Raw genomic sequence first — 22100 nt, 5'->3', positions numbered from 1 at the left:
CGACGCGTACATGGCCGCGGCTCTGCGTCGGATTCACGCCAGACTGCGTCCGAGCACGATCACGGCGTACCTTGTAACGGCCGGTGCCGGTGGTGATCTACCCGTCCTGGCCCCCGCGATGGCGCTCGACACTCCTCTGGGGTTCACCCTGACGCCGGGAATGGCAGCGGACGACGGGCGGTTCGCGACCGCGGTCGCCTACCGCACCGGTGAGCCGGTGATCTGGGACGAGGAGCACCTCCGTACCCTGACCCAGAGCGAGCCGGTGCTGATGCAGTATGCGCCGTACGCCATGATCGTGGTCTCCGTCCCGTTGCGAACGGACCGTCGGCGCTTCGGCGCGGTGACCCTGCGCTGGGCTCCGCCCGAGGACGTGCCCCCGGAATCCATGGACTTTCTGGTGGGAGCCGCGGATCGACTCGCTGTCGAACTGGAGCGGGCAGCCGGGGATGGCGCCGCCATGGAGTCGCCCTTGGTGCCTGCGTTCATTCCGGAGTCTCCCGGCGCGGGCTCGAGCGGGAGTACGGCTGTCCTTTACCGGTTCCAGCGTCTTGCCACCGAACTCAGCGCCGCGAAGAGTCCCAGGGACATCGTGGCGGCCGCGCAGGCCCAGGTGGTGCGCCCGTGCGGCGGGCGCGCGATGGCCCTTTGCCTGGCCGAGAGAGGCCGGCTGCGTGTGGTGGGTGCAGCGGGTTTCTCCAAGGCGGACCTGCGCAGAGTCGACGGGGTTCTGCTCACACCCGGTACCCCGGAGGCGGACGCCACCGTAAACCCTCAGCTCATGGTCTTTGCGACGGGGAAAGAGCTGCGCGCGGAATATCCCGGTCTCGACCGGTACCACGACGACACGATGGCGTGGCTTTTTCTCCCGCTGATTGCGGACGGTCGGGTGGTGGGCTGCTGTGTCCTGTCCATCGACCGGCCCCGCGGGCTGCGGGACGAGGAACTCGCGGTACTCACCATGATGCTGGGCCAGGTAGGGCGGTCGCTGCAGCGGGCCCGGGCACACGAGCTGGAGCACATGATCGCCCGGAGCATGCAGCACGGTCTGCTGCCCCGGACCCTGCCGCACCTGCCGGAGATCGTCTCCACCGCGCGCTATCTCCCGGCGACCGGCGGTGCCGAAGTAGGCGGCGACTGGTACGACGTCATCAGCCTGCCGGGCCAAGGCGGCATCGGACTCGTTATCGGGGACGTCGAGGGACACAGCCTCGAAGCCTGCGGGACCATGGCACAACTGCGCAGCGGTGTGCGCGCCTACGCCACGGAGGGCCATGACCCCGCCACCGTGCTGAACCGCAGCAACCGGCTGCTCGCCGAACTGGACCCCGACCACTTCGCCACCTGCTGCTGCCTCTGGCTGGACCTCGAGACCGGGACGGCCACCCTTGCCAGCGCGGGCCATCCCGCGCCGGCGATCAGTGACGCACAGGGACGGGCCAACACTCCGCACCTGCCCGTCGGCCCACCTCTGGGAGTCAACCCCGAGACCGTCTACCTTCAGACGGAGACAACACTGGCGCCCGGCTCGCTCCTCGCCCTCTTCACCGACGGACTGCTGGACCTGAGCCATCCGGACATCGATGCCGGCGTCGAACGGCTGCACCGCACCCTCGCCGACGGCCGCGGCCAGGACTTGGAGCTACTGGCCAACCGGCTTGTCGGCGGTGCTTGTCCGGAGGCTCGGCGCGACGACGACATGGCCCTGCTGCTGGTGCGGTACGACGGCGCCCGCGAAGGGCCGCAGCGCCGGGTCGCCCGGGTGTTCGTCCAGCGCCGCGATCTCCAGCATGTGCGGCGCCTCCGGCACTTCCTGCAGGGGCTGCTGCCCGGCTGGGGGCTCGCAGCCCTGCTCGACAACCTGGAACTCCTGATCACCGAGGCAGTCACCAACGCCTTGATCCATGCCGACACCGAAGTCGACGTACGACTGCGCGGATATCCCGATCACCTGCGCGTCGAGGTCCGCGACAGCGATCCCCGTCCGCCTCTCCTTGTCGCCAACCTGGGACCTGGGGAGGCAGGAGACGCCGAAGCCGAGTCCGGACGCGGCATGCTCATCATCGACGCACTGGCATCGTCCTGGGGCAGCTCACCGGCCGGCCGGGGCAAGACGACCTGGTTCGAACTCGGCGTCGCGGACCAGCTCTGACAGCCCTGCACGGGGCGGGCGAGCCCGCCCCGTGCAGGGACGGCGGGAACGCCCCGACCCGCGATGTCCGCGATGTCCGCGATGGCCGGCGTAGATTCCATCAGCCCGTCGACGATCACGCACATGTCCGCCAGGACCCACTCGTCCGCATCATCCACGGCCGCGTTCACTGCGGAAGCATGGTGAACCGCGTCGCCGGTCATGGTTGTACGCACCCGGCGAGGCGCCCCGGTAGCTGATGGGCTGAGCGGCGGCGGCTTCGGGGCCTCAGCTGACCGTCTCGGCCGTGCGGCAGATGGTGCAGACGACCCTGCGTGCCGGCAGCCGACTCGTCGTGCGAGCGAGGCCATTGCGCTGTTGGACGTGTTCCCGGACGATCTGGGCGTGGTCCTGACATGTGAACAGGCCGCATCGGGCACAGACGCCGATGCCGACAGTGTCGACGCGTCCCTCCTGGGTGCAGTCATAGCAATTCATGTTTCACTCCGTTGCGTGAAGGTCGAGCCTTGGACTTGGACCGGGTAGTCGGAGTCCGGGTGAGCGGACGGCTTCGTCCGTTTGCGGTGTCGGACGGCGTCCAGTTCCAGCAGCTCCTGCCGGCTGAGCAGGAGGTCCGTCGCCGCGGCGGTAGGTTGCCGCCCCCCCGTGGTGACCAGGACGTCTTTGCCCCGCTCGCGGGAGGCGAGGGCCTTGGCGATGAGCGTCTCGTCGTGGCCAGAGTCGCCGGGCCGACAGCCAGAAGTCCAATAGAAGAAAACGAACGTGTTCAGCAGCTGCGCTTCTGGATCGCGGAGCTTCGGGGCAAGCGGCTGCTGCCTGGCGCGGTTCAGGCGACCTTGTACGGCGCGGGCTCCTGGGCTTTGGTCCACTGCTTCGCGCCGGCCTTGTCCCGGATGTAGTCGCGTGATGCTTCTGCCAGGCGCCGTGCCCGCTTCAGGTCCGGGGAGATGAGCTCGCCGCCGTACTTGAGTACGCGACCGTTGACCAGGACCGTGTCGACCTCCGCGCGCGTGGCCTGGAAGACGATCTGGTGGGAGGCGTTGGTGAGCGGCACCATGGACGGTGTGTCGGCCCGCAGCAGAACCAGATCCGCCAGCTTGCCCGGCGTGATCGAGCCCAGTGACGAGCCCAGCCCCAGGGCGTCGGCCCCGCCCTGCGTCGCGAAGTGGATGACATCCTCGGTGCGCAGGTCGTTGTTGACGACGGTCTTCCCGTCAGCCTGTGCGGCTTGGTGGCCGAGTCCCCGGTCGGCGTTGAGAGTGGCGCGCATCGCGGAGAACATGTCGGAGCTCCACCAGACGCTGGTGTCCATCGACAGGGAGATGGGGATGCCGTGTTCCCTGACCTTGCCGGTGGGAGGGTAACCCTGGCCCGCGTTGAGCTCGCTCTCGGCGGAGATCGACACGTTGCCGCCCGAGTCCGCGATCAGACCGTAGGCGCTGTCCGGAAAGGATCCGCCGTGCACGTAAGTGTTCGTGGGCAGCAGGAAGCCGTTGTCGCGCAGGATCTGGAGGGCGTTGTCGGGAGAGTACTCCCAGATACCGGCGTGCTGGGTGACCATGAGGTCCCGGTTCCGGGCGAACTCCCAGGCCGGCCGCTCGGGGAACGCCGGATCGGTGGGGGTGTCCCAGGCAAGTTGCATGGTCACGAGCTGGTTCTTGGACGAGAAGCGGGTGCGCAGCAGCCGGTCCACGTCACCACCGGCGGTGGCCCACTCCTGCGGCGGTGCGGAGAGGTCGCTGTAGGCCAGGCGGGCCCGCCCACGGGAGTCGAAGAGGGCGTCCGCGGCGGCTTCGGCGTGATCGAGGGTGTACAGCGCGTGTGACCAGTCCAGACTGGTGGTCACACCGCTGTTGATGGCTTCCACCATGGACAGGTAGTTGCCGGCGTAGACATCCTCGGGGCGCCAGTACTTGGCCCACCCCAGGTACATGAACTGGAAATAGTTCTGGATGCTCCATTCCGCTCCGACACCTCGCAGCACCGTCTGCCACATGTGCCGGTGGGTGTCGATCATGCCGGGCATGAGAATGCGATCACGCCCGTCGATGACGACGGCGTTCGAGGGCGTGTGCAGATTCTGTCCGACCGCCCGGATGGTGGAGTCGGTGACCAGCACGTCGGCGTTCTGCTGGACGCTGAGCCGGGGGTCGCCCGTCACCACGGTGGCGCCGCGGAAGACGATCGGGCGGCCCGGCGTGAAGGACGGCGTCCGAGCGGGCGCCTCCGGCCGGGCCACGGCGGTGGCACCCAACCCGACGGCGGCGACTCCCAGGCCTGTGCCCGCTCCGACCAGGAAGGATCTGCGCCCCAGTCGGGACTGAGAGCGGTCCTGGGGGTTCTGCTGGTCCGAAGGCGACGGCTCGTCGCTGTGCATAAGGAACTCCAAGTCTGTACCGGCCGCTTGGCGTGCCGGAGTGGAACGTGGTGGGTGGTGGCAGACAAGGCGGGATCGTTCAGCCGCCCTGTGGGATCACCTGACAGGACGCTAGCAAAGTAGTTGAGTATTCATAAGTTGAAATTTGTACTACATCTAAAGTCTGAGGTGTCTGGTCCTTGAGGCCTCGGCAGGCCGAGCGTCGGCGAAGGCCGGGGGTTCGCGAATACGGGGCGCGAGCGCGCACCACTGCTGCGACGGCACGCGGGGGCGCCGATCGTGTGGCCCGCCATCAAGTAGCCGCGGCGAGGCCGGGCGCCGCCGCCCAGCCCCCGGACTCGGCCGCCACCTGCCGGATCAGACCTCGAGTACGCCGGGCAGCGCACCGAGTTCGGTGTTCCCATCGGGTCGTTCCAGAGCGTGCCGACCGAGTCCGGAGCCGGACGGCACATGCCGGTGCGGCTGCTGTCACTTGATGCGCCCGAGTTGGCGAAGTGCTCTGCGGTAAGCCGGAGTTCGGCGGCCGCTGCCGAACTCCGGGCGGTCTGGGGGCGGCTGGACCCGGGGTCGGGATGACGACCGGCGAGAGGGCGAGCATCCAGGCCAGGCACACCTGCTGTGGGGTCGTGCGCGGCTACTGGTTGTGCACGGAATTGATCACTGAAATGGATGGAGGTATGGCAATCCTGTTGTTAGGCTTATGAATCATGGAATTGCGGCATTTGGAATACTTCGTCGCCGTCGCCGAGGAACGGCACTTCACCCGTGCCGCCGAGCGACTGTTCGTGTCCCAATCGGGGCTGTCGGCGTCGGTGCGGGTGCTGGAGCGTGAACTGGGCGCCCAGCTCTTCCGGCGCAACACCCGGAGCGTCGACCTGACCGAGGCCGGCTGGGCCCTGCTGGGCGAGGCCCGCCGTACGCTGGCCGGAGCACGGGCTGCCAAGGACGCAGTGAGTGCGATCAGCGGACTCCTGCGCGGCACTCTGGCGGTGGGCGCCGAGCAGTGCCTCGGAGCGGTGCACGTCTCCGCCCTGCTGGCTGAGTTCCGCGGCCGACACCCTGGGGTCGAGGTCCAGATGCGTCAGGATGGTTCCCAGGCCCTGGCCGAGGACGTGGGCACAGGCCACCTCGATCTGGCCTTCGTCGCCCTGACCGGGGACACCCCGAGTGGAGTTCGCGTGATCCCGCTCGCGACGGAGCGGATGGTGCTGTTGTGCGCCTCCGGTCACCCCCTCGCAGGGCAGGAGGCGGTGGACTGGAAGGAACTGGTCGGCGAGACCTTCGTGGACTTCGCTCCCGACTGGGGCGCTCGCGCCGTGTCCGCTGGGCCTGCCTGCTGTTCAGGCCGACAGGACCAGCGTGATGGGTGAAGACGGACGCCGGCTCAGGCAGCAGAGCGACCAGACCCGTCACCACGCCAGCGCTCTGGCCCTCGCCCTGATCCTTTAGGAGAGGATCACCGGCCCGGCGCACGTACGGTGAGATGACGACCCGCCGGCGGGAGGACCAGCCGATGAGCGCGCAGCCCGACCACGCACCCCTCACGCCGTACACCCCCACGCCGGGAACTCCGGCCGAACTGCTCGCGCAGCTGCGCGCAGAACGCCGCGCACTGGGTGCCGGCCTTCGAGCAGGAGTGGGCGCAGGCCCTCGAGGAGTCGCGCCGCACGTTCTCCCTCACCACGCCGTACGAGGTCGTCCAGATCTGGCAGGCCCGCGTCGCCTCCGCTCCGGCGGTCGACGCGTTCCTCGCCTCCGGCCGCGACGAGAGCGGCTTCGGGGACCTGGAGGAGCTCCGGAGCAGGCGCCGGTGACTGGTCAGCCGTATGCGGTCCGGCTGTCGCCGCCGGCTGCGAAGGTGCTCACCGAACTGCCCGAGCACGCGGAAGAGATCGTGTGGGACGTGCTGGACGCCGCCGCGTCCGCCCCGTGGTTCCGCCAGTGGGACACCGGTAACCCCGAGGGCGAGGAGGTCCGTATCGCGTCCGTCGGCCGGCTGTCCGTCATCTACTTCGCGAACCGCTCGCTGCGACACCTGTCCGTCCTGGACATCGTCTGGATCGGGTAACTGCCAGAGACAACGCCCCCGGCCACGGTAGCTGCCGAGGTCGGGTTCGTAGGCGGCCAGGTTGTCCGCAGCCAGCCGACGCCGGATCTCCACCGCCTCCTCGGCAGCGGTCAGAGCCTCGCCCCGCCGGCCCGCCTCCGCCAGCTGGAATACCGAGGTTGGACAGAGAGGCGGCGAGGTCGGGTTCGTGAGCGGCCGGGTTGCCTGCGGCGAGTTGATGGTGAGTGTGGGCGATGACGGTGGTGAGGCGCAGGGCGAGGGGGCGGCGATGCGGGATGGGTAGGGGAGTGCGTCTGCTGCGGTCTCGGCACCCGGGTAGGTCAGGGGGACGGCGTCCACGTGTTCGTGCGCTTCCCGTACGGCAAGACGAAGTAATGGCGCATTCGGCGCTCGTCACGCGAGGGCGCGGATCGCCTCGATGGTCCGGTCCACGCTGAGGGTCCCGTTCGCGCAGTCGCGCAGCAGGGCCGTCACCCGTTCGTCCTGGTATTCACGCAAAGGCGCGGGTGGGGCCTCGGGTGCTGCGGCTTGGGCGACGTCGTCGCGGGTCAGGAGGTAGTCCGCCAGGGCGGCGCAGGAACGGTGCTGGAAGATGACGTCCGGCTTGATCGGAACGCCGAGGACCGTCCCGACCCGGCGGGCCAGGCGCACGTAGATGATGGAGTTCAGGCCGAGCTGCCGGAACGACGCGTCCTCGTCGAAGCCCAGCGCCTCGTCGCCGATCTCCGGCTGGAGGATCTCGCGCTTGATGCGCTCGATCAGGTCTCGGCGTAGGTCGGGCGCGGGCTCTTGCGCGGCGGTGATCCGGTCGATGAGCGAGGTGAGCACCTTCGATTCGCTCAGTTCCGTGAAAACCGACACGCCCGCGTCCCGCAGATACCGGATGCAGTCGGTCCAGCGGACGGGCTTGGCGATCTGCTCGGCGAGCAATTCGCGGACTTCCTGCGCATCGGGGCCGAACGGCCGGCCGGTCACGTTGGAGATGACCGGTGTCCGCAGTTCGCCCACGTCGACCGAGGCCAGCAGGTCGCGGAAGCGCGCGGCGGCCGGGGCCATCGCCGGCGCGTGGAAGGGTCCGCTGACTCGGACCGGGACGAAGCCTCGGACACCCTCCACCTTCTCGAAGACCAACTTGATCCGCGCCAGCTCCTCGCGGCTGCCGGAGAGCACGAACTGCTCGGGCGCGTTGTAATTGGCGATGACGACGCCGGTGGCATCGTGCTGCTTCAGGGTCTCCTCGACGATCTGCTCGGAGACACCGACGACTGCGGCCATCGCACCGCCGCTGACTTGGCTCATCAGTTCCGCACGGCGTTGCACCAGCGTCAGGCCGGTTTCGAAGTCGAAGGCGCCGGCCGCGAACAGTGCGCTGTACTCGCCGAGGCTGTGGCCCGCGAAAAAGTCCGCGGGTGGCAGGTCCTCCTGCGCCGCTGACCAGTGCAGCGCGTTGACGACGTAAGTCGCGGGCTGCGCGTACGCGGTCTCGGACAGCCGTCGTTCCGGGTTTTCCAGACAGAGCTCTTCGATCGAGTATCCGAGCACCCGGTCGGCGCGGCAACGGAGGTCGGGGAACCTTCCGAACAGGCTTCGTCCCATCCCCTTCTTCTGGGTGCCCTGTCCCGGGAACACGTAGCAGCGCATCAGATCCGCCCGCCCCCGAGGTCGAATCCAGCCGGCGGCGTCGGCCACTCGGGAAGCTCAATGATCCGGACCACGGCGCACGTCCAGGTGAAGCCGGCGCCGACGCCGAGCAGCATGCAGAGGTCGCCGACGTCTACGGCGCGCTCCTCCACGAGGTGTTCGAGTCCGGCGATCTGGTCGCCCGCGCCGAGGTGGCCGACGGTGCGACCCCAGGACCAGGTCGTGAGATCGAGGTCGATATCGAGTGCGGCGAGGACCTCGCGCTGCAGCACAATGCGTCCGAAGTGCGGAACGACGAACCGGGCGACGTCGCCTAGACGAATGTCCGCGTCGTGCAGGGCTCGATTGACGCAGTCGCTGAGGCCGGCCCGGAATCGGCGGGTGAACTCGTCGAGCTCCACGTCTCCCAGGTACTGCAGTTTGCGCACACGCAGGTCAATGGGGAGCGTGGGGTCGTGGTGAGGCGTAAAGGGCGCGTCGCCGCGATGCAGGCGCTCAAGGGTTGGATCCGACACCGTGGAGGTGCTCAGCACCTGTGCGAACCCGGACCTCTTGCTGAGCACCATCGCCGACGCACCGTCGCCGGGGACGATGCCGATGTCGCTGTTCCAGCGGTCGATCGCCGGCGGACTGACCTTGTCGGCGGTGGTCACCAGCGCCGCCACGTCGTCGGTGGCCGTGAGGGAGCGCGCCGCGATGTCCAACGCGGTCATGCAGCCGTTGGAAGCATTCTTGACTTCGAAGGCGAGCGCCGAATGGTCCCCGAGTACTTCGCGGTGGATGTAGGAAGCCGTCGGGTAGAGCTCGAGGCCTTGGAAGTACACGCAGGCGTGCAGCAGCAGCGCGATGTCCTCGGCCCGGTGACCCGACCTTTCCAGTGCATCTCTGGCAGCGGCCACTGCCATCTCGGGCGGAGCTTCGTCCGTGGCCTCGCAGACCGACTCGAGCTGCGTGTCCTCGGCGTCCTGGGCGTCGAACCGGCCGTCGGCGACGGCTTGTTCGACCTTGGTCGCCGGGGGCAGGTAGGTTGCGATACCCGCGATGAACAGGGCCTCTGTCTTCACTTCTCGTTCCCTCTCAGGGTGGTGGCGTCGTGGAGCAGGAGCCCGACGATGGCCTCGGCGGTCGGGTAGTCGAACACCAGTGTGGCGGGCAGCACGGTGTTCAGCCGCTTGGCGAGGCGCTTGCGCAACTGGACCATGGTGAGCGAGTCGATCCCGAGGGAACGCAGTGCTCTGTCGGCCGGCACGCTGTCGGGTCCGGGCAGGCCGAGCACGTCGGCGGCTTCGCTGCGGACGAGGTCCAGCAGCAGAGCCGGTCGTTCGGCTTCGGAGGCGTCCGCCATCCGCGTATCGAGCGACTGTGCGGTCTCGGAAACTTCGGCTTGGCGCCCTTCAGTTGTGCGCTGCAGCATGTCGCGCAGCAAGGGAGGCGCTTCCGCATCGCCGAGCGCGTGTCGCAACGATGCCAGTTCCAGCTGCACGGGCATCAGCTGGGTCTCGGGCCGTGTAAGTGCGACATCCAGGGCATTCAGGCCCTCGGCCAAGCTCAGGGCACCGATCCCCTGACGCCGCAGGCGTCCCAGCTCGGCCTTGCCGAGGTGGGCGGTCATGCCCACTCCGGCCTGTTCCCAGAGCCCGAAAGCGAGGCTGAGTCCTGTCAGACCCCGCTTGCGTCGGTTCGCCGCCAGGGCGTCCAGCGTCGCGTTCGCCGCGGCGTACCCGCTTTGTCCTGCGGTGCCCAGCGTTCCGGCCGCCGAGGAGAAGAGTACGAACGCGGCCAAGTCCAGCCGCTCGGTCAACTCGTCCAACAGGCGCGCGCCTTGGACCTTGGGTGCCATCACCCGGTGCAGCCGCTCTGCGGTAAAGCCCTCCACCAGGCCGTCGTCGAGCACGCCGGCGAGGTGGAACACGGCCGTGAGGGGATGGCTCGGGTGGATCCCTTCCAGTACCGCAGCCACTGCGGCCCGGTCCGCGACGTCGCCCGCGACCAGGTCCACTCGCTCGGCGCCCGCGGCTTCGAGCTCCCGCACGAACGAGCCGGCTTCGGGGGTGTTGCCACCGCGCCGCGACAGCAGCACGAGCCGCCGCGTTCCGTGCGCGCGGACCAGGTGTGCGGCGAGCGCGCTGCCGAGCTCGCCGAGACCGCCGGTGATCAGCACCGTGCCGTCCGGGTCGAGGGCGCGTGGCAAGGTCAGCACGGTCTTGTGCGCAGCGTTCTGCTGCGCGTGGCGCAGGGCATACGGCGCGTCGCGTACGTCGAAGGCAGTGAACGACCCCCTGTCCTGCCTCGAATCGGGGGCGGACGGATCAGCGGCCGCCTGTGCGAAGGTGAGGTTCGCGGGCATCGGCCTGAGGGTGGCACCGTCCACGCGGATCTGATTGCCGAGCGCGCCTGCCGCACTGCCCATGACCCGGTCACCCGCGTGTACGGAGGTGACGCCGCTGCCGACCTCCATGACGATCCCTGCGAACTCCAGGACCTGTGCGTGCCCCGGGCTCATCCCGGCGGCGCGCACCTCGACGCGGACTTCCCACGGCGCGACCGGCTCCGGCGCGCCCTCGTCGTGCGTGGCGGCGATGACGTCCAGCTGATCGTCTTCCCGCTGATGCAAGTGCCAGCTGCCTTCGTCCGACAGGACGAGCGCGTCGACCTCCTCGACGGTCGGCCTTGCTCGTGGCACGTGGGCGGTCTCGCCGCGCAGCACGCACTCCGGCTCGCCGCCGGTCTCGATCACGCGCGCCAGGAGCCGGAAGTCCGGGGTACCGGGATTGAGGTCGATCAGGCGCAGCACGCGCCCAGGTTGCTCCGTGCGGGCCGTGCGCACCATGCCCCACACTGCGGCATGGGCCCAATTCCCTACCTGATCGTCAGGACTCGATGACACTGCGTCACGGGTGATCCAGACGAACTCCGCGCCCTGGAGCCGGGCATCGCCGAAGCACACTTGAAGCGTCCGCAGCGCTTCGGCGGCGCTCCGTTCCGCATCGAACCACTGAGCGGACGCGCAGTCAGGCAGCGCGAACAGCAGTCGCCGAGGCGTATCCGCCCGGACATCGAGCCGCTTCACGAGGGCGTCCAGGTCGGGTACGACGTCGGCGCCAAGCCCCGCGCCCAACTCCGCGTCGCCGACCACGAGGGTGCCCGCAGGGTCGGGGGTTTCGGCCACGGGGTGTACGAGTTCGAAGCCGACGCGGTAGAGGTGCTCGGCGAACGGGTGTCCGCGACGTCTGCCGCGCTGGAACTTTAGCCTGCCGATCCGGGCCACCAGGTGGCCTGCCGGGTCGGCCAGCCATACGGTGGCCGGCGCGAGGTCCTCGTCTCCGCCGGATTCGAACGACACTCGCACGGTCAGTTCTCTACCTGCGGCACGAAACAGCTCGACGTCCGACCAGATGAACGGGACGAGCGGCCCAGGAGCCGCACCCGCCTCCATCAGACCGGCGACGACGACCTGCAGTGCCGCGTCGAACAGCGACGGATGCAGGCCGTGGTCGGCCGGATCCAGCGCGCCTGGAAGGGATACCCGCGCGTAGTAGACGCCGTCGCGGCAGGCGAGTTCGCGCAGTCCTCGGAAAGCCGGGCCGTAGTCGAGCCCGTTTGCGAGGGCGCGTCCATAGAAGGCTTCGATGTCGAGGGCCCGGGCATCGGGCACCGGCCAGTTATCGATGTCCGGCGGCATCGTGGCGCCGACGCACGCACGGGTCACGCACTCTCCGGTCACGTGCTGCTGCCAGATCAGCGGCTCATCCGTGTCCTCGGGTTGGCTGTAGAACGCGAAGGGGCGTCGTCCGTGCGCGTCCGGATCGCCGACGGTGGCCTGGATCCGCAGCGCGCGGCCCGGAAGGAGGACGACCGGCTCCAGCAGCGTCAGGTCTGCCACGGCGTCGGCACCTGCGGTCCGGGCGGCGAACAGCGTAGCGTCGATCAAGCCCGCGCCCGGCACGTAGACCTGCCCGCTGACGACGTGATCGGCCAGCCACGGGCAATCGTTGAGCGACAGCCGGCCGGTGAACAGGTAACCGCCGCTGCCGGCGAGAGTCGTGATCGCATCGAACCACGGGTGGCCGTCCGCGGACTGACTTGCCGTCACCACGACGGGCCCGGCCGGAAGCTCGCCGAGCCAGAAGCGTTGGCGTTGGAACGCGTACGTCGGGACGTCAACCTTGCCGGCGCCACGGGACCCGAGGGCTCGCTCCCAGTCCAGAGAGAAGCCCCGCTCGAACAACGTGGCGGCCGCTCGCCAGAGCTGGTCCACGCCGCCCGAGGCACCTTCAGAGGGTGGGCCGACCTCGACGAACACTCCGAAGCCCTCGCCGCGCAGCCGCTCCAGCGCGCGGTCGAGCCTCATGGGCTCTGGCTCGGGCAGGTCGCGGAACCAGTAGTCGCCGCCGAGCTCCGGGCCCGGCACGACCTCGCCCGTCAGGCGCGAATAGAAGGGGATGGAAGTCCGGGCAGGGGCAATCCCTGAAATCGCACCGCCGACCGCGTCCCCCGAGCGCGCGCGAGCTTGAAGGGCGATGACGCGGGCGCCGTCCTCCAAACTCAACGCCCCGCTCACCACGGCGGCGGCGACCTCGCCTTGCGCGTTGCCCACCACCGCCGCCGGCTCCACACCCCAACTGCGCCACAGCGCCGCAAGTCCGAGGTATGTCGCGAACAGCGTGCACGGCAGCACATCCAGACTGTTCACGTCCTCCTCGCCGCGCAGCACCTTCAGCACGGACCAGCCGGTCAACGGCGAGAGGACCGCGTCGCACTCCGCCACGGTGTCGCGGAACACTGCGCTCTGCTCCAGCAGTTGACTGTTCATCCCTGGCGGCTGCGCGTCCTGACCGGCGAATACGAAGGCGATCTCCCCCAGCGCCGTGCCGGAGCCGGGCTCGACTGCCCGCAGGGCTTCGGCAGCATCCATGGCGTTGCCCGCGAAGACCACGGCGCGCGCGTCGAAGTGCGTACGGCCGACGGCGGAGGTGTAGGCGATATCTCGCATCGACGCGGCGGGCCGCGCGTCGAGCCACTCGGCCCAGTGCTGGGCCTGCGCACGCAGGGCGGCCGTGTCGGTGCCTGAGATCACCAACGGGTGGACGAGATCGTCGCCAGGCTGGTCCGCGACGACGGTCTCCGGGGCTTCCTCGATGATGATGTGCGTGTTCGTGCCACTGATACCGAATGAGCTGATGCCGGCGCGACGCACCCGCCGTGTCCGCGGCCACTGCCTCGGCTGCCGCAGGAGCTCCAGTTCGCCGCCGGTCCAGTCGATCCGGGTGTTCGGCCTTTCCGCGTGGAGCGTGCGGGGCAGCCACTCGTGCTGAAGCGCCATCACCATCTTGATGACGCCGATGACGCCGGAGGCCGCCTGAGCGTGGCCGATGTTGGACTTGGCCGATCCCAGGTGCAAGGGTCGCACGCGGCCCGAGAACACTGCGGCAAGGGCGCCGGCCTCGATGGGATCGCCGAGCACGGTGCCCGTGGCGTGCGCTTCGACGGCGTCGATGTCGGCCGGGGCCAGTCCCCCGTCGGCCAAGGCACTGCGTAGCACGCGCTGCTGCGCGAGGCCGTTCGGCGCGGTGAGCCCCTGGCTGCGGCCGTCCTGGTTCATAGCGGTGCCCCGCACAACGGCCAGCACACGGTCACCGTCGCGCCTCGCGTCCGAGAGCCGCTTGAGCACCAGGACGCCGCAGCCTTCCGCCCAGCTCGTCCCGTCGGCGTCGTCGGCGAAGCTCTTGCAGCGGCCGTCGGCCGCGAGCCCATTGAGGCGGCTGAACTCGACGAAGATCTGCGGGGTGCTCATCACGGTCACTCCGCCGGCGAGCGCCAGGTCGCATTCGCCGCTGCGCAGCGCCTCGCACGCCAGGCGCAAGGCCACGAGCGACGAGCTGCACGCGGTGTCGATGGTGAGCGCCGGCCCGGACAGGCCGAGTGTGTAGGCCACACGCCCGGAGATCAGGCTCGACCCGTTGCCAGTGATCTTGTAGCCGTCGCTGCTCCCGACGTCCCAGCGCCGAGCAACGTCGTAGTCCGAACTCATCGCGCCGAGGTAGACGCCTGTGTTGCTGCTTTCGAGGGACGCAGTGCGCAGATTGGCCCGCTCCAGTGCCTCCCATACGACTTCCAGAACGAGCCGCTGCTGCGGGTCCAGGGACAGCGCCTCACGCGGGCTGAGCCCGAAGAACGCCGCGTCGAAGTCCTCGACGTCGCGTACGAAGCCGCCCTTGCGCTCGAAGCGCCCGCCAGTGGCGGCGCGCTCCGCCTCCTCGATCGTGCTGAGATCCCACCCGTCCCAGCGCTGTGGGAACGGGGAGGAGGCTTCGCGGCCGTCGACGAGCAGTTCCCAGAACGCTTCGGGCGTGTCGATTCCGTCCGGAAGCCGGCAGGCCATGGACACGATAGCGACGGGGTCGTCGTCGTCGGGCCGCATGGGCACTACGGCGACGGCGGGCGAGACTTCCGGGGCCTCGTACCGCGCATCGGCGTGCGTCAGCAGCAGTGTCGCGATTGCTTGCGGTGTGGGGTAATCGAAGGCGAGCACTGTGGGCAGCGAGACCCGTGTCCGTGCGCTGAGCCGGTTTCGCAGCTCGACCACCATGAGGGAGTCAAAACCCTGTTCGCGCAGCGTCATGTCGGGGCGCACGCCTTCCTCGGGCCGGCCGAGCAAGGCTGCGGCCTCCTCCGTGACGAGTGCGACCATCGATCCCAGACGCTCGGGTTCGGGCAGTGCCATCACGTCCTCGCGCCACGAAGCACTGTTGACGACCGGGATCGCGTCGTCGTGTTCGTCCAGCCAGTAGCTGCGGTGTTCGAACGCGTACGTCGGAAGGTCCGCCCTGCGCGTATCCGAGGTCGAGAACACACGCTTCCATGGGATCGGGACCCCTTGGATGTGCAGCTCCGCCAGCGCCCGCAGCGCCTGTTCGATCCCGCCGTGATCGCGGCGCAAGCTGCCCACCACGACGGCCGCCCCGTCGGCTTCGGTTCCCTGCGCCAGGGCTATCTGGAGCACCGGATGCGGACTCACCTCGACGAAGATCCCGAACCCGTCCGCTCGCAGGCGTTCCAGCGCGCGATCGAAGCGCACCGGCTCGCGCAGGTTGCGGCACCAGTAGTCCGCGTCGAGCTCCGGCCCAGCTGCCCGCTCCCCCGTCACGCTCGAATAGAAGGCGATCCCCGCATCCGCGGGGGCAAGGCCCGTGAGCTGCTCGCGCAGCGCGGGCAGCAGCGAATCCATGTGCGGGCTGTGCGATGCGTAGTCCACGTCCACGCGCTGGCAATACGCGCCGGTGGCCTCCATCTGCACGAGGAAGCGGTCCACCGCCTCGGCGTCTCCGGCCACGACGGTCGATCGCGCGGTGTTCACCACCGCGACGGACAGCGCCTCGCCGTAGGCCGCCAGCTCCTCGATGACTTCGCCCACCGGGCGCTCCACGAGTCCCATCGCCCCGTCCGGCGCATGATCGTGCACGGCCCGAGCGCGCAACGCCACAATTCGAGCGCCGTCCGCCAGGCTCAACGCCCCGCTGACGACCGCCGCGGCCACCTCGCCCTGACTGTGGCCGACGACCGCCGAGGGCTCGACGCCCCAGGCGCGCCACATCGCGGCGAGACCGACATACATCGCGAACAACGCCGGCTGCACCACGTCCGTGCGCGTGAAGGGCGGCGCGAGACCGTCCTGCCCACGCACGATTGCGGCGACCGAAAACCCGGTGTGCGGGGTGAGGGCCTCGTCGCAGGCCGTCACGGCCTCGCGGAACGCGTCGTTCTGCTCCCACAGCGACCGGCCCATCCCCCACCACTGAGCGCCCTGGCCGGGGAAGACGAACGCGACGCGGCCGCGACCGGTAGCCGCGCCCGTCACTACCGCGTCGTGGCTCTCGTCCGCGGCGAGCGCCCGCAGACCGGCCACCGCCTCGTCCGTCGTTCCAGCGATCACCACGCCGCGCGTGGGGTGCTGCGTGCGGGTCGTCGCCAGCGAGTAGGCGACGTCGGACAGCCTCGTCTCAGGCGACTGCCCGAGGTGGCTCGCCAGCCGTGCGGCGTTACGCGCGAGCGAGTGCGGGCTCGTGCCGGACACCGCCAGGCAGACAGGACCGCCCGCATCCGGTGTGGCCTGTACCGGCGCGCCCTCGGGCGCCTCGCCGAGGGCGATATGCGCGTTGGTGCCGCCGTATCCGAAGCTGCTCACCCCCGCGAACCGCGGCCCGGCCGGCCACGCAGCTGCCTCGGTGACCACTTCCAGACGTTCGGCGGGGAAGTCGATGCGCGGGTTCGGTGTGCGGAAGTGCAGGCTCGGCGGAATGACACCGTGGTGCACTGCCAGCGCGACCTTGACGAGCCCGAGCACGCCGGCCGCCGGCTCGAGATGGCCGAAGTTCGTCTTCGCCGAGCCGATGCGCAGCGGCGCGGGCCGGTCGGGCCCGAACACGGTGCCGAGCGCACCCGCCTCCGTTACGTCGCCCAGAGGCGTGCCCGTGCCGTGCGCCTCGACGTACGACACCGCACACGGCGCGACGCCGGCGTTCTCCCACGCCGACCGCAGCACCTCCGTCTGCGCCTCGTGGCTGGGGGCGGTGAGTCCGTCTGTCGCGCCGTCGTTGTTGACGGCGCTGCCGTGCACCAGCGCATAGACGCGGTCGCCGTCGGCGAGCGCGTCGGACAGTCGGCGGAGCACGACTACCGCGCAGCCCTCGCCCCGGGCGTAGCCGTCGCCGTCGCCGTCGAAGGCCCGGCACAGGCCGGCAGGGCTCTGCGTGCCGAGTTTCGTCAAGGCCACCGAGGTGTTCGGATGCAGCATCAGGTTGACGCCGCCGGCAAGTGCGAAGTCCGACTCGCCGGAGCGCAGGCTCTGCACGGCGAGGTGCACCGCGACCAAAGAGGAGCTCGACGCGGTCGCCACGCCCATCGCGGGGCCGCGCAGCCCCAGCGCGTAGGCGATGCGGGACGGGATCACCGAGTTGTCCCAGCCGATGGCCGAGTGGGCGTGGATCGCCTCGGCGACGCCCTGCGTGAACAGCGGGTACTCCTGCCACATCGCGCCCATGAAGACGCCGGTGCGCGTGCCCGCGAGACTCGCTGTGGAACGCCGCGCGTCCTCGACTGCGGCGCACGCCACCTCCAGGGCAATCCGCTGCTGCGGGTCCATCTGCCGTGCCTCGGCCGGTGGGATGCCGAAGTACTCCGCGTCGAATCCCGTGACGTCATCGAGGAATCCACCTCGACGGTTCGCCGCCCAGCCGGACGCCTCCGCGTCGGCCCACGCGGTGGCGTTCCACCGGTTGGCCGGCACCTGACGCACCGCGTCGATACCCTTGAGCAGAGCCTGCCAGAGTGCGGTCGGATCCTCGATCAGTGCCGGCAGTCGGCAACCGATGCCGACGATCGCCACCGGCTCGTGGCGGTCGTACGTCTGGGCGGCGGTCTGGTCAGCCACGGGAAGCCCCGATCTCGCCGGACGCGTAGAGCGCCAGGCATGTCTCCTCGACCGCGGCGAGCGGCCCCGCGTCGTTCAGGATCGTCATGTGGTTCGCGGCGTCGATCTCCACCAGGCGAAGGCCCGGCAGCTCTCGCCCCCAGTCCTGCTGGTAATTCACGTGGTCGAGGGAGAAGGTCTCGCCGGCGACCTGGAAGTAGGGTTCGACCTCGCCCAGGAAGAGCCCGCGCCGGTTACGGAAGTAGGTGCACACCACGGCTTCCGGCCGCGGCAGAGGCTTGATGGTGTGCTCGCCGAGCCGGTAGGCGAGCTGGATCGCCATGTTGCGCCTGATGAACCGCGTGATCTGGGCAGGTCTCATGGCGAGCCCGCGCTCGGCCGCCAACTCCGCGAGCCGCAGTACGAACGCGTCCTCGTCCAGGTCCTCCGCGACCTCGTCCCGGTGGACGAGACGGGCACGCAAGACCGCCGGGTCCTTCTCCCCCGCCGGCCAGAGCAAGGAATTGACGACCTGCAGAGCCGCGCTCTGCGCCGACTGGAACCCGTTCGCGTTCGACTTCGCCAGGCCGGTCTCGTCCGGCGAGTCCACCATCGTCAGCGAGGCCACGTCCTGGCCCTGCGCCTGCAGCCGCCGGGTCACCTCATAGGCGACGATGCCGCCGAGGCAGAATCCGCCGACGTCGTACGGCCCCTCGGGCTGCACCGAGCGGATGACCTCGGTGTAGTACTCGGCCATGGCCGTGACGCCCTCGATCGGCGCGTCCTCGGTCAGCAGGCCACGGGCCTGAATGCCGTAGAACGGGCGGTCGATCCGCTCGGCAATCGTGCGGTAGGACTCGACGCCGGCGAGGGCGCCGTGGATCCAGAAGACCGGCCTGCCCTCGGTCGCGCCGTTGAGGCGCACCTGCTCCGGGGCCAGCACGCGCGTGGAGCGGGCCTCCGCCTCAGGCAGCCTCGCGACCACGTCGTTCAACGTGTCATGCGGCTGCCACCATTCAGGCTGGAAACCCGGAAACACATTGCTGATCCGGCCCAGCATCGCGACCAAAAGCAGGGAGTTGAGACCGTAATCGGCGAGCGACCTCGTGCCGTCGATCTCGTGGCGCGACAGGCCCAGCACCGAGGCGACGAGGTCGGCGACGAAGGCTTCGCCGTCCGGAGGGCCGACGCCTGTGTGCGAGACCTGATCCGGCCGCGGCGCCTGCTCGGCGAAACACGTCAGACGTGCGAAGGGATACCCGGGCAGTGCGATCCGCCTGCGTCGAGCGCCGCGATGCATCAGGTCCCAGTCCATGAACGTGCCCGCGGCCCAGTGTTCTGATACGTGGTCGAGCTGCGTCGGCTTCCCGTCGTGTTCGGCGCCGGCAGCAGGATCGACGCCGTCGGCGAACGCCACGTGGGCGAGCGTGTCCGGGTCGCCGCCCAGCCAACCGCCCAGAATGCGAGCGGCCTCGTCAGTGCTCTGCGCTACGAACGCCAGCCGGCAGCTCATCGCTTCCCGGCCGACCTGCAACGTGTACGCGATGTCCGCCCAGGAGCGCGGATCCGCTTCGGCAAGCCGATGAATCAGCCGGCGCGCCCGCTCGCGCAGAGCGTCGACGCTCTGCGCCGAGAGCACAAGGACCTGCGCACCCGGGTCGTCGTCCAGGTTCGCGGAGGCGATGTGCTGCTCCAGCACAACATGCGCGTTCACGCCGCCGATCCCGAAGCTGTGCATGCTCGCGCGGCGCGGTAGCGGCCGACCGGCGTCGTCGGTGCGCTCGGGCCATGGCAGGTTCTGCGCGGCGATGCGCAGCCGCGTCCCCTTGAGGGAGAGGTCGCGGTGCAGCCGCCCGAAGCCCGGGAGCGCCGGGATCACGCCGTGCCGCATCGCCTGCGCGGTCTTCACCAGCGCGGCCAGGCCGGAGACCACCTCCGTGTGCCCGATGCAGGGCTTCACGTTGCCCAGATACGTCACGTCTTCGCTGTCGTCCTCGCTGCGGAGTCCGGCGCCGAGCGCCGCCAGCTCCGCGCTGTCCGCCAGCATCGAGCTCATGCCGTGGGTCTCGATGTAATCCACGGCGCCCGGATCGATCCCGGCGTCGGCGTAGGCGTGCGCGACGGCTGTCTTCATGCCCCTGATGTTCGGTGCCGTAAAGGACACACCCCTGCCGCCGTGGGCCACGCCGGTGCCGCGCACGACGCAGTAGACGAAGTCCCCGTCCTCCATGGCCCGACTCAGTGGTTTGATCAGTACGGCGGCGACGCCCTCGCTGCGCGCTGTACCGTCGGCGCCTTGCTGAAACGGCCGGACGTCGCCGCGCGGGCTGAGCATCCCGGCGGCCTGCATCCCGCCGAAACCTGCGGGCGACATCACCAGGTTCACCCCGCCGACGAGCGCCTGCTCGCACTCGCCGTCGCGGATGGATCGGATCGCCCGGTGCAGGGCCACGAACGAGGACGAGCACGTCGTGTCGCACTGCTCGCTGGGGCCGTTGAGGTCGAGCAGGTACGAGATCCGGTTGGGCACCATCGCGGGCGACGGCAGGCTCATCAGGTCCATGGCTGCGGGCCGGTATTCGCTCTGCGTCGTAGCGACGAACACGCCCGTGGGCCGGTTCCGCAGCTCGGCCGGCCGATAGCCCGCGTCCTCGACGGCGTTCCACGACGTCATCAACAGCAGGCGCAGCTCCGGCGTCACCTGGCGCGCCTCGGTCATCGACATGCGGAAGAAGAGAGGATCGAATTCATGCACCCCGTCGAGGAATCCGCCCCGCAGCGCGGCTGCCTCGTCGCCGTAGCACGCCCAGTCCGCACGCTTTTCCGGCGGTGCGGTGATGCACCGTCTGCCTTGCTCGACGATCCGCCAGAACTCGTCGATGTCGTCGGCCCCGGGGAAGCGTGCGGACATGCCGACGATCGCCATGCCGTCGAGCGCGGCCTCGTCGAGCTCAGGCTGAGGTTGAGGCTGCACAGGATCGGGCGCCCGGTCTGGCAATGCGGGCTCCGGCGGAAGCACATCCCGCAGGTCCTCGGCGTATTCGGAGACGATGAACTCGCCGAGCTCAGCCAGGGTGTTGTGCTCGAACAGCACAGTGATGTCGAGGTCGATGCCGAGCGTCCCGCCGAGGGTCCGGGCCACGTTCACCGCGAAGATCGAATCGAGCCCGTAGTTCGAGAAGGGCTCGCCCCGCCCGATCCTCGTCCGCGGGATGTCCAACGCCTCTGCCAGCACATCGAGCGCGACTGCCTCGATGTGGGCGCGCAGCCGGTCTCCGGGCTCGCTCCCGGCGCTGTGATCGGCCACGGCGCGCGCCGGACTCTCGCGCACCGGCGCCACTTGCGGCGCGGACGGGCGCGGTACGGCCGTCGCCTGCCGTATGACGCCGTCGCTCTCGGCCACGATGATCTGCTGTCCCAGATCCTCGGCATCCTGCGCGGGCAGAGCGATCGCGCGGAATCCCTCCTGCATCAGGACGTGCCGCCAGTGCGCCGTGGAGAGCAGCGGGCTGCCCTGGATACGCAGGTGCGGGTCCTCGTAGCGCCACCATCCGTCGAGGAGGCCGAACGAGAACTGGCTGAGCAGGTTGTTCGCGGTCAGCTCGTTCAGAACCAGCAGTCCGCCGGGCTGGAGAAGCGCCTTGGCGTTGCGCAGGGTGTGGCGGATGTCCCGGGTGGCATGCAGGACGTTGGCGGCGACCACGACGTCGTACCCGCCGAGGGTGAAGCCCTGATCCGCCACCGGGCGCTCGATGTCCAGGATTCCGCAGGTCAGCGAAGGATTTCCCGCACCGAACGAACGCTCCGCGTGGTTCAGGAAGACCCTTGATATGTCGGTGTAGCAATACTCGCGCACGTCCAGCTGCGCGGACCGCAGCGCCTCCAGGACGACGGCGCTCGTGGCACCCGTGCCGGCGCCGATCTCCAGGATCCGCGCGGCATCCGCCGTCAGGGCTCGTGCCCGCCGTCGCAGCCGCGCCACCATGTCGGCGGCCAACACCTGGTTGAAGAACGCTGACGCCGGGTTGGTCGCGTAGGCGTTCTGCACCAGCTCCAGCGATCCCCCGGGGAAGATGACCTCGGTGGCCGGTCGCCGTCCGCTGAGAATGTCGGGGAAGGCACGCAAGGTGGTCTCTACCAGTAGGTGGGTGGCCGCGAGGTCGGGATTCTCCTGCCACGCGGGCTTTCCCGTCTCCCACTCGCGCCACAGCTGCTCGATCGGCCGATACCGCATGGCATCGTCGAGCAGGATCCTGCCGTCCCGCCGAGCGATGTAGCCGGCCCCCTCGAAGACCCGCAGGCACTCGTCGAACCAGGCGCCGTACCCCGGCGCGAGGCCTGCCGACTCCCGTGCGGCCTCCGGAGTCTGCCCGGATTCACGGAACGCGCCGAGCGTGCGCAGATGGGACCAGAGAAAGTCGAGCAGCAGCTGTTTCATGATCAGTCCCTTCGA

Annotated in this window: 10 protein-coding genes and 1 pseudogene; 4 read left to right on the top strand and 7 right to left on the bottom strand. The window is 69.5% G+C overall.

The genetic code is table 11. The features are described 5' to 3' along the window. The first annotated feature begins 160 nt into the window (after window positions 1–160). On the top strand, window positions 161–2152 hold the full coding sequence (locus ACIBBB_RS04430; RefSeq protein WP_398978521.1) for a SpoIIE family protein phosphatase: 1992 nt from the start codon (window positions 161–163) through the stop codon (window positions 2150–2152). 267 nt (window positions 2153–2419) lie between these two features. Here the strand turns inward: ACIBBB_RS04430 and ACIBBB_RS04425 are convergent, their stop codons facing one another. The 3 genes and pseudogenes from ACIBBB_RS04425 to ACIBBB_RS04415 form a co-directional block, all read right to left on the bottom strand. Then, a complete protein-coding gene (locus tag ACIBBB_RS04425) occupies window positions 2420–2629 on the bottom strand; it encodes a DUF2180 family protein (protein WP_398978519.1) in 210 nt (69 codons plus the stop codon). A 349-nt stretch (window positions 2630–2978) separates the two neighbouring features. After that, window positions 2979–4529, bottom strand: coding sequence for an amidohydrolase family protein (locus tag ACIBBB_RS04420; RefSeq protein ID WP_398978517.1), 1551 nt, complete (start codon window positions 4527–4529; stop codon window positions 2979–2981). 476 nt (window positions 4530–5005) lie between these two features. Continuing rightward, a pseudogene (locus ACIBBB_RS04415) lies at window positions 5006–5154 on the bottom strand (aldo/keto reductase); the annotation flags it as partial. A gap of 82 nt (window positions 5155–5236) precedes the next feature. On the opposite strand from ACIBBB_RS04415, the gene ACIBBB_RS04410 reads away from it, so the two are divergent. The 3 genes from ACIBBB_RS04410 (at window position 5237) to ACIBBB_RS04400 (ending at window position 6597) form a co-directional block, all read left to right on the top strand. Beyond that, entirely contained in the window at window positions 5237–5899 is a 663-nt protein-coding gene (locus ACIBBB_RS04410; RefSeq protein ID WP_398978515.1) for a LysR family transcriptional regulator, read from the top strand. 246 nt (window positions 5900–6145) lie between these two features. Next, entirely contained in the window at window positions 6146–6343 is a 198-nt protein-coding gene (locus ACIBBB_RS04405) for a DUF6247 family protein (RefSeq protein ID WP_398978513.1), read from the top strand. Further along, a complete protein-coding gene (locus ACIBBB_RS04400) occupies window positions 6340–6597 on the top strand; it encodes a hypothetical protein (protein ID WP_398978511.1) in 258 nt (85 codons plus the stop codon). The genes ACIBBB_RS04405 and ACIBBB_RS04400 overlap by 4 nt, the downstream gene beginning before the upstream one ends. A 393-nt stretch (window positions 6598–6990) precedes the next feature. Here ACIBBB_RS04400 and fabD read toward each other — a convergent pair whose 3' ends face one another. From fabD to ACIBBB_RS04380, 4 genes are read right to left on the bottom strand one after another with little or no spacing between them, the layout of a single operon-like run. Beyond that, window positions 6991–8238 carry an ACP S-malonyltransferase gene (fabD, locus tag ACIBBB_RS04395; protein WP_398978509.1) on the bottom strand — a complete coding sequence of 416 codons (1248 nt, stop codon included), beginning with the start codon at window positions 8236–8238 and terminating at the stop codon, window positions 6991–6993. Next, window positions 8238–9302 (bottom strand): ketoacyl-ACP synthase III family protein, encoded by a 1065-nt coding sequence (locus tag ACIBBB_RS04390; RefSeq protein ID WP_398978507.1) that lies wholly within the window; start codon window positions 9300–9302, stop codon window positions 8238–8240. Before ACIBBB_RS04390 ends, fabD begins: the two co-directional genes overlap by 1 nt. Continuing rightward, window positions 9299–17668 carry a type I polyketide synthase gene (locus tag ACIBBB_RS04385; RefSeq protein ID WP_398978505.1) on the bottom strand — a complete coding sequence of 2790 codons (8370 nt, stop codon included), beginning with the start codon at window positions 17666–17668 and terminating at the stop codon, window positions 9299–9301. Before ACIBBB_RS04385 ends, ACIBBB_RS04390 begins: the two co-directional genes overlap by 4 nt. Next, entirely contained in the window at window positions 17661–22085 is a 4425-nt protein-coding gene (locus ACIBBB_RS04380) for a beta-ketoacyl synthase N-terminal-like domain-containing protein (protein ID WP_398978503.1), read from the bottom strand. The genes ACIBBB_RS04385 and ACIBBB_RS04380 overlap by 8 nt, the downstream gene beginning before the upstream one ends. Window positions 22086–22100 lie beyond the last annotated feature (15 nt).

The sequence above is a fragment of the Streptomyces sp. NPDC051217 genome, from assembly GCF_044455465.1.
GTDB lineage: Bacteria > Actinomycetota > Actinomycetes > Streptomycetales > Streptomycetaceae > Streptomyces.
Note: the sequence above shows the minus strand (reverse complement) of the source record. Positions and strands in the feature narration are given on the sequence as shown.

Coding starts and splice junctions, on each gene's coding strand:
- ACIBBB_RS04425 (WP_398978519.1), bottom strand. CDS start 2,629: ATGAATTGCTATGACTGCACCCAGGAGGGACGCGTCGACACTGTCGGC.
- ACIBBB_RS04410 (WP_398978515.1), top strand. CDS start 5,237: ATGGAATTGCGGCATTTGGAATACTTCGTCGCCGTCGCCGAGGAACGG.
- ACIBBB_RS04420 (WP_398978517.1), bottom strand. CDS start 4,529: ATGCACAGCGACGAGCCGTCGCCTTCGGACCAGCAGAACCCCCAGGAC.
- fabD (WP_398978509.1), bottom strand. CDS start 8,238: ATGCGCTGCTACGTGTTCCCGGGACAGGGCACCCAGAAGAAGGGGATG.
- ACIBBB_RS04430 (WP_398978521.1), top strand. CDS start 161: ATGGCAGCGGACGACGGGCGGTTCGCGACCGCGGTCGCCTACCGCACC.
- ACIBBB_RS04380 (WP_398978503.1), bottom strand. CDS start 22,085: ATGAAACAGCTGCTGCTCGACTTTCTCTGGTCCCATCTGCGCACGCTC.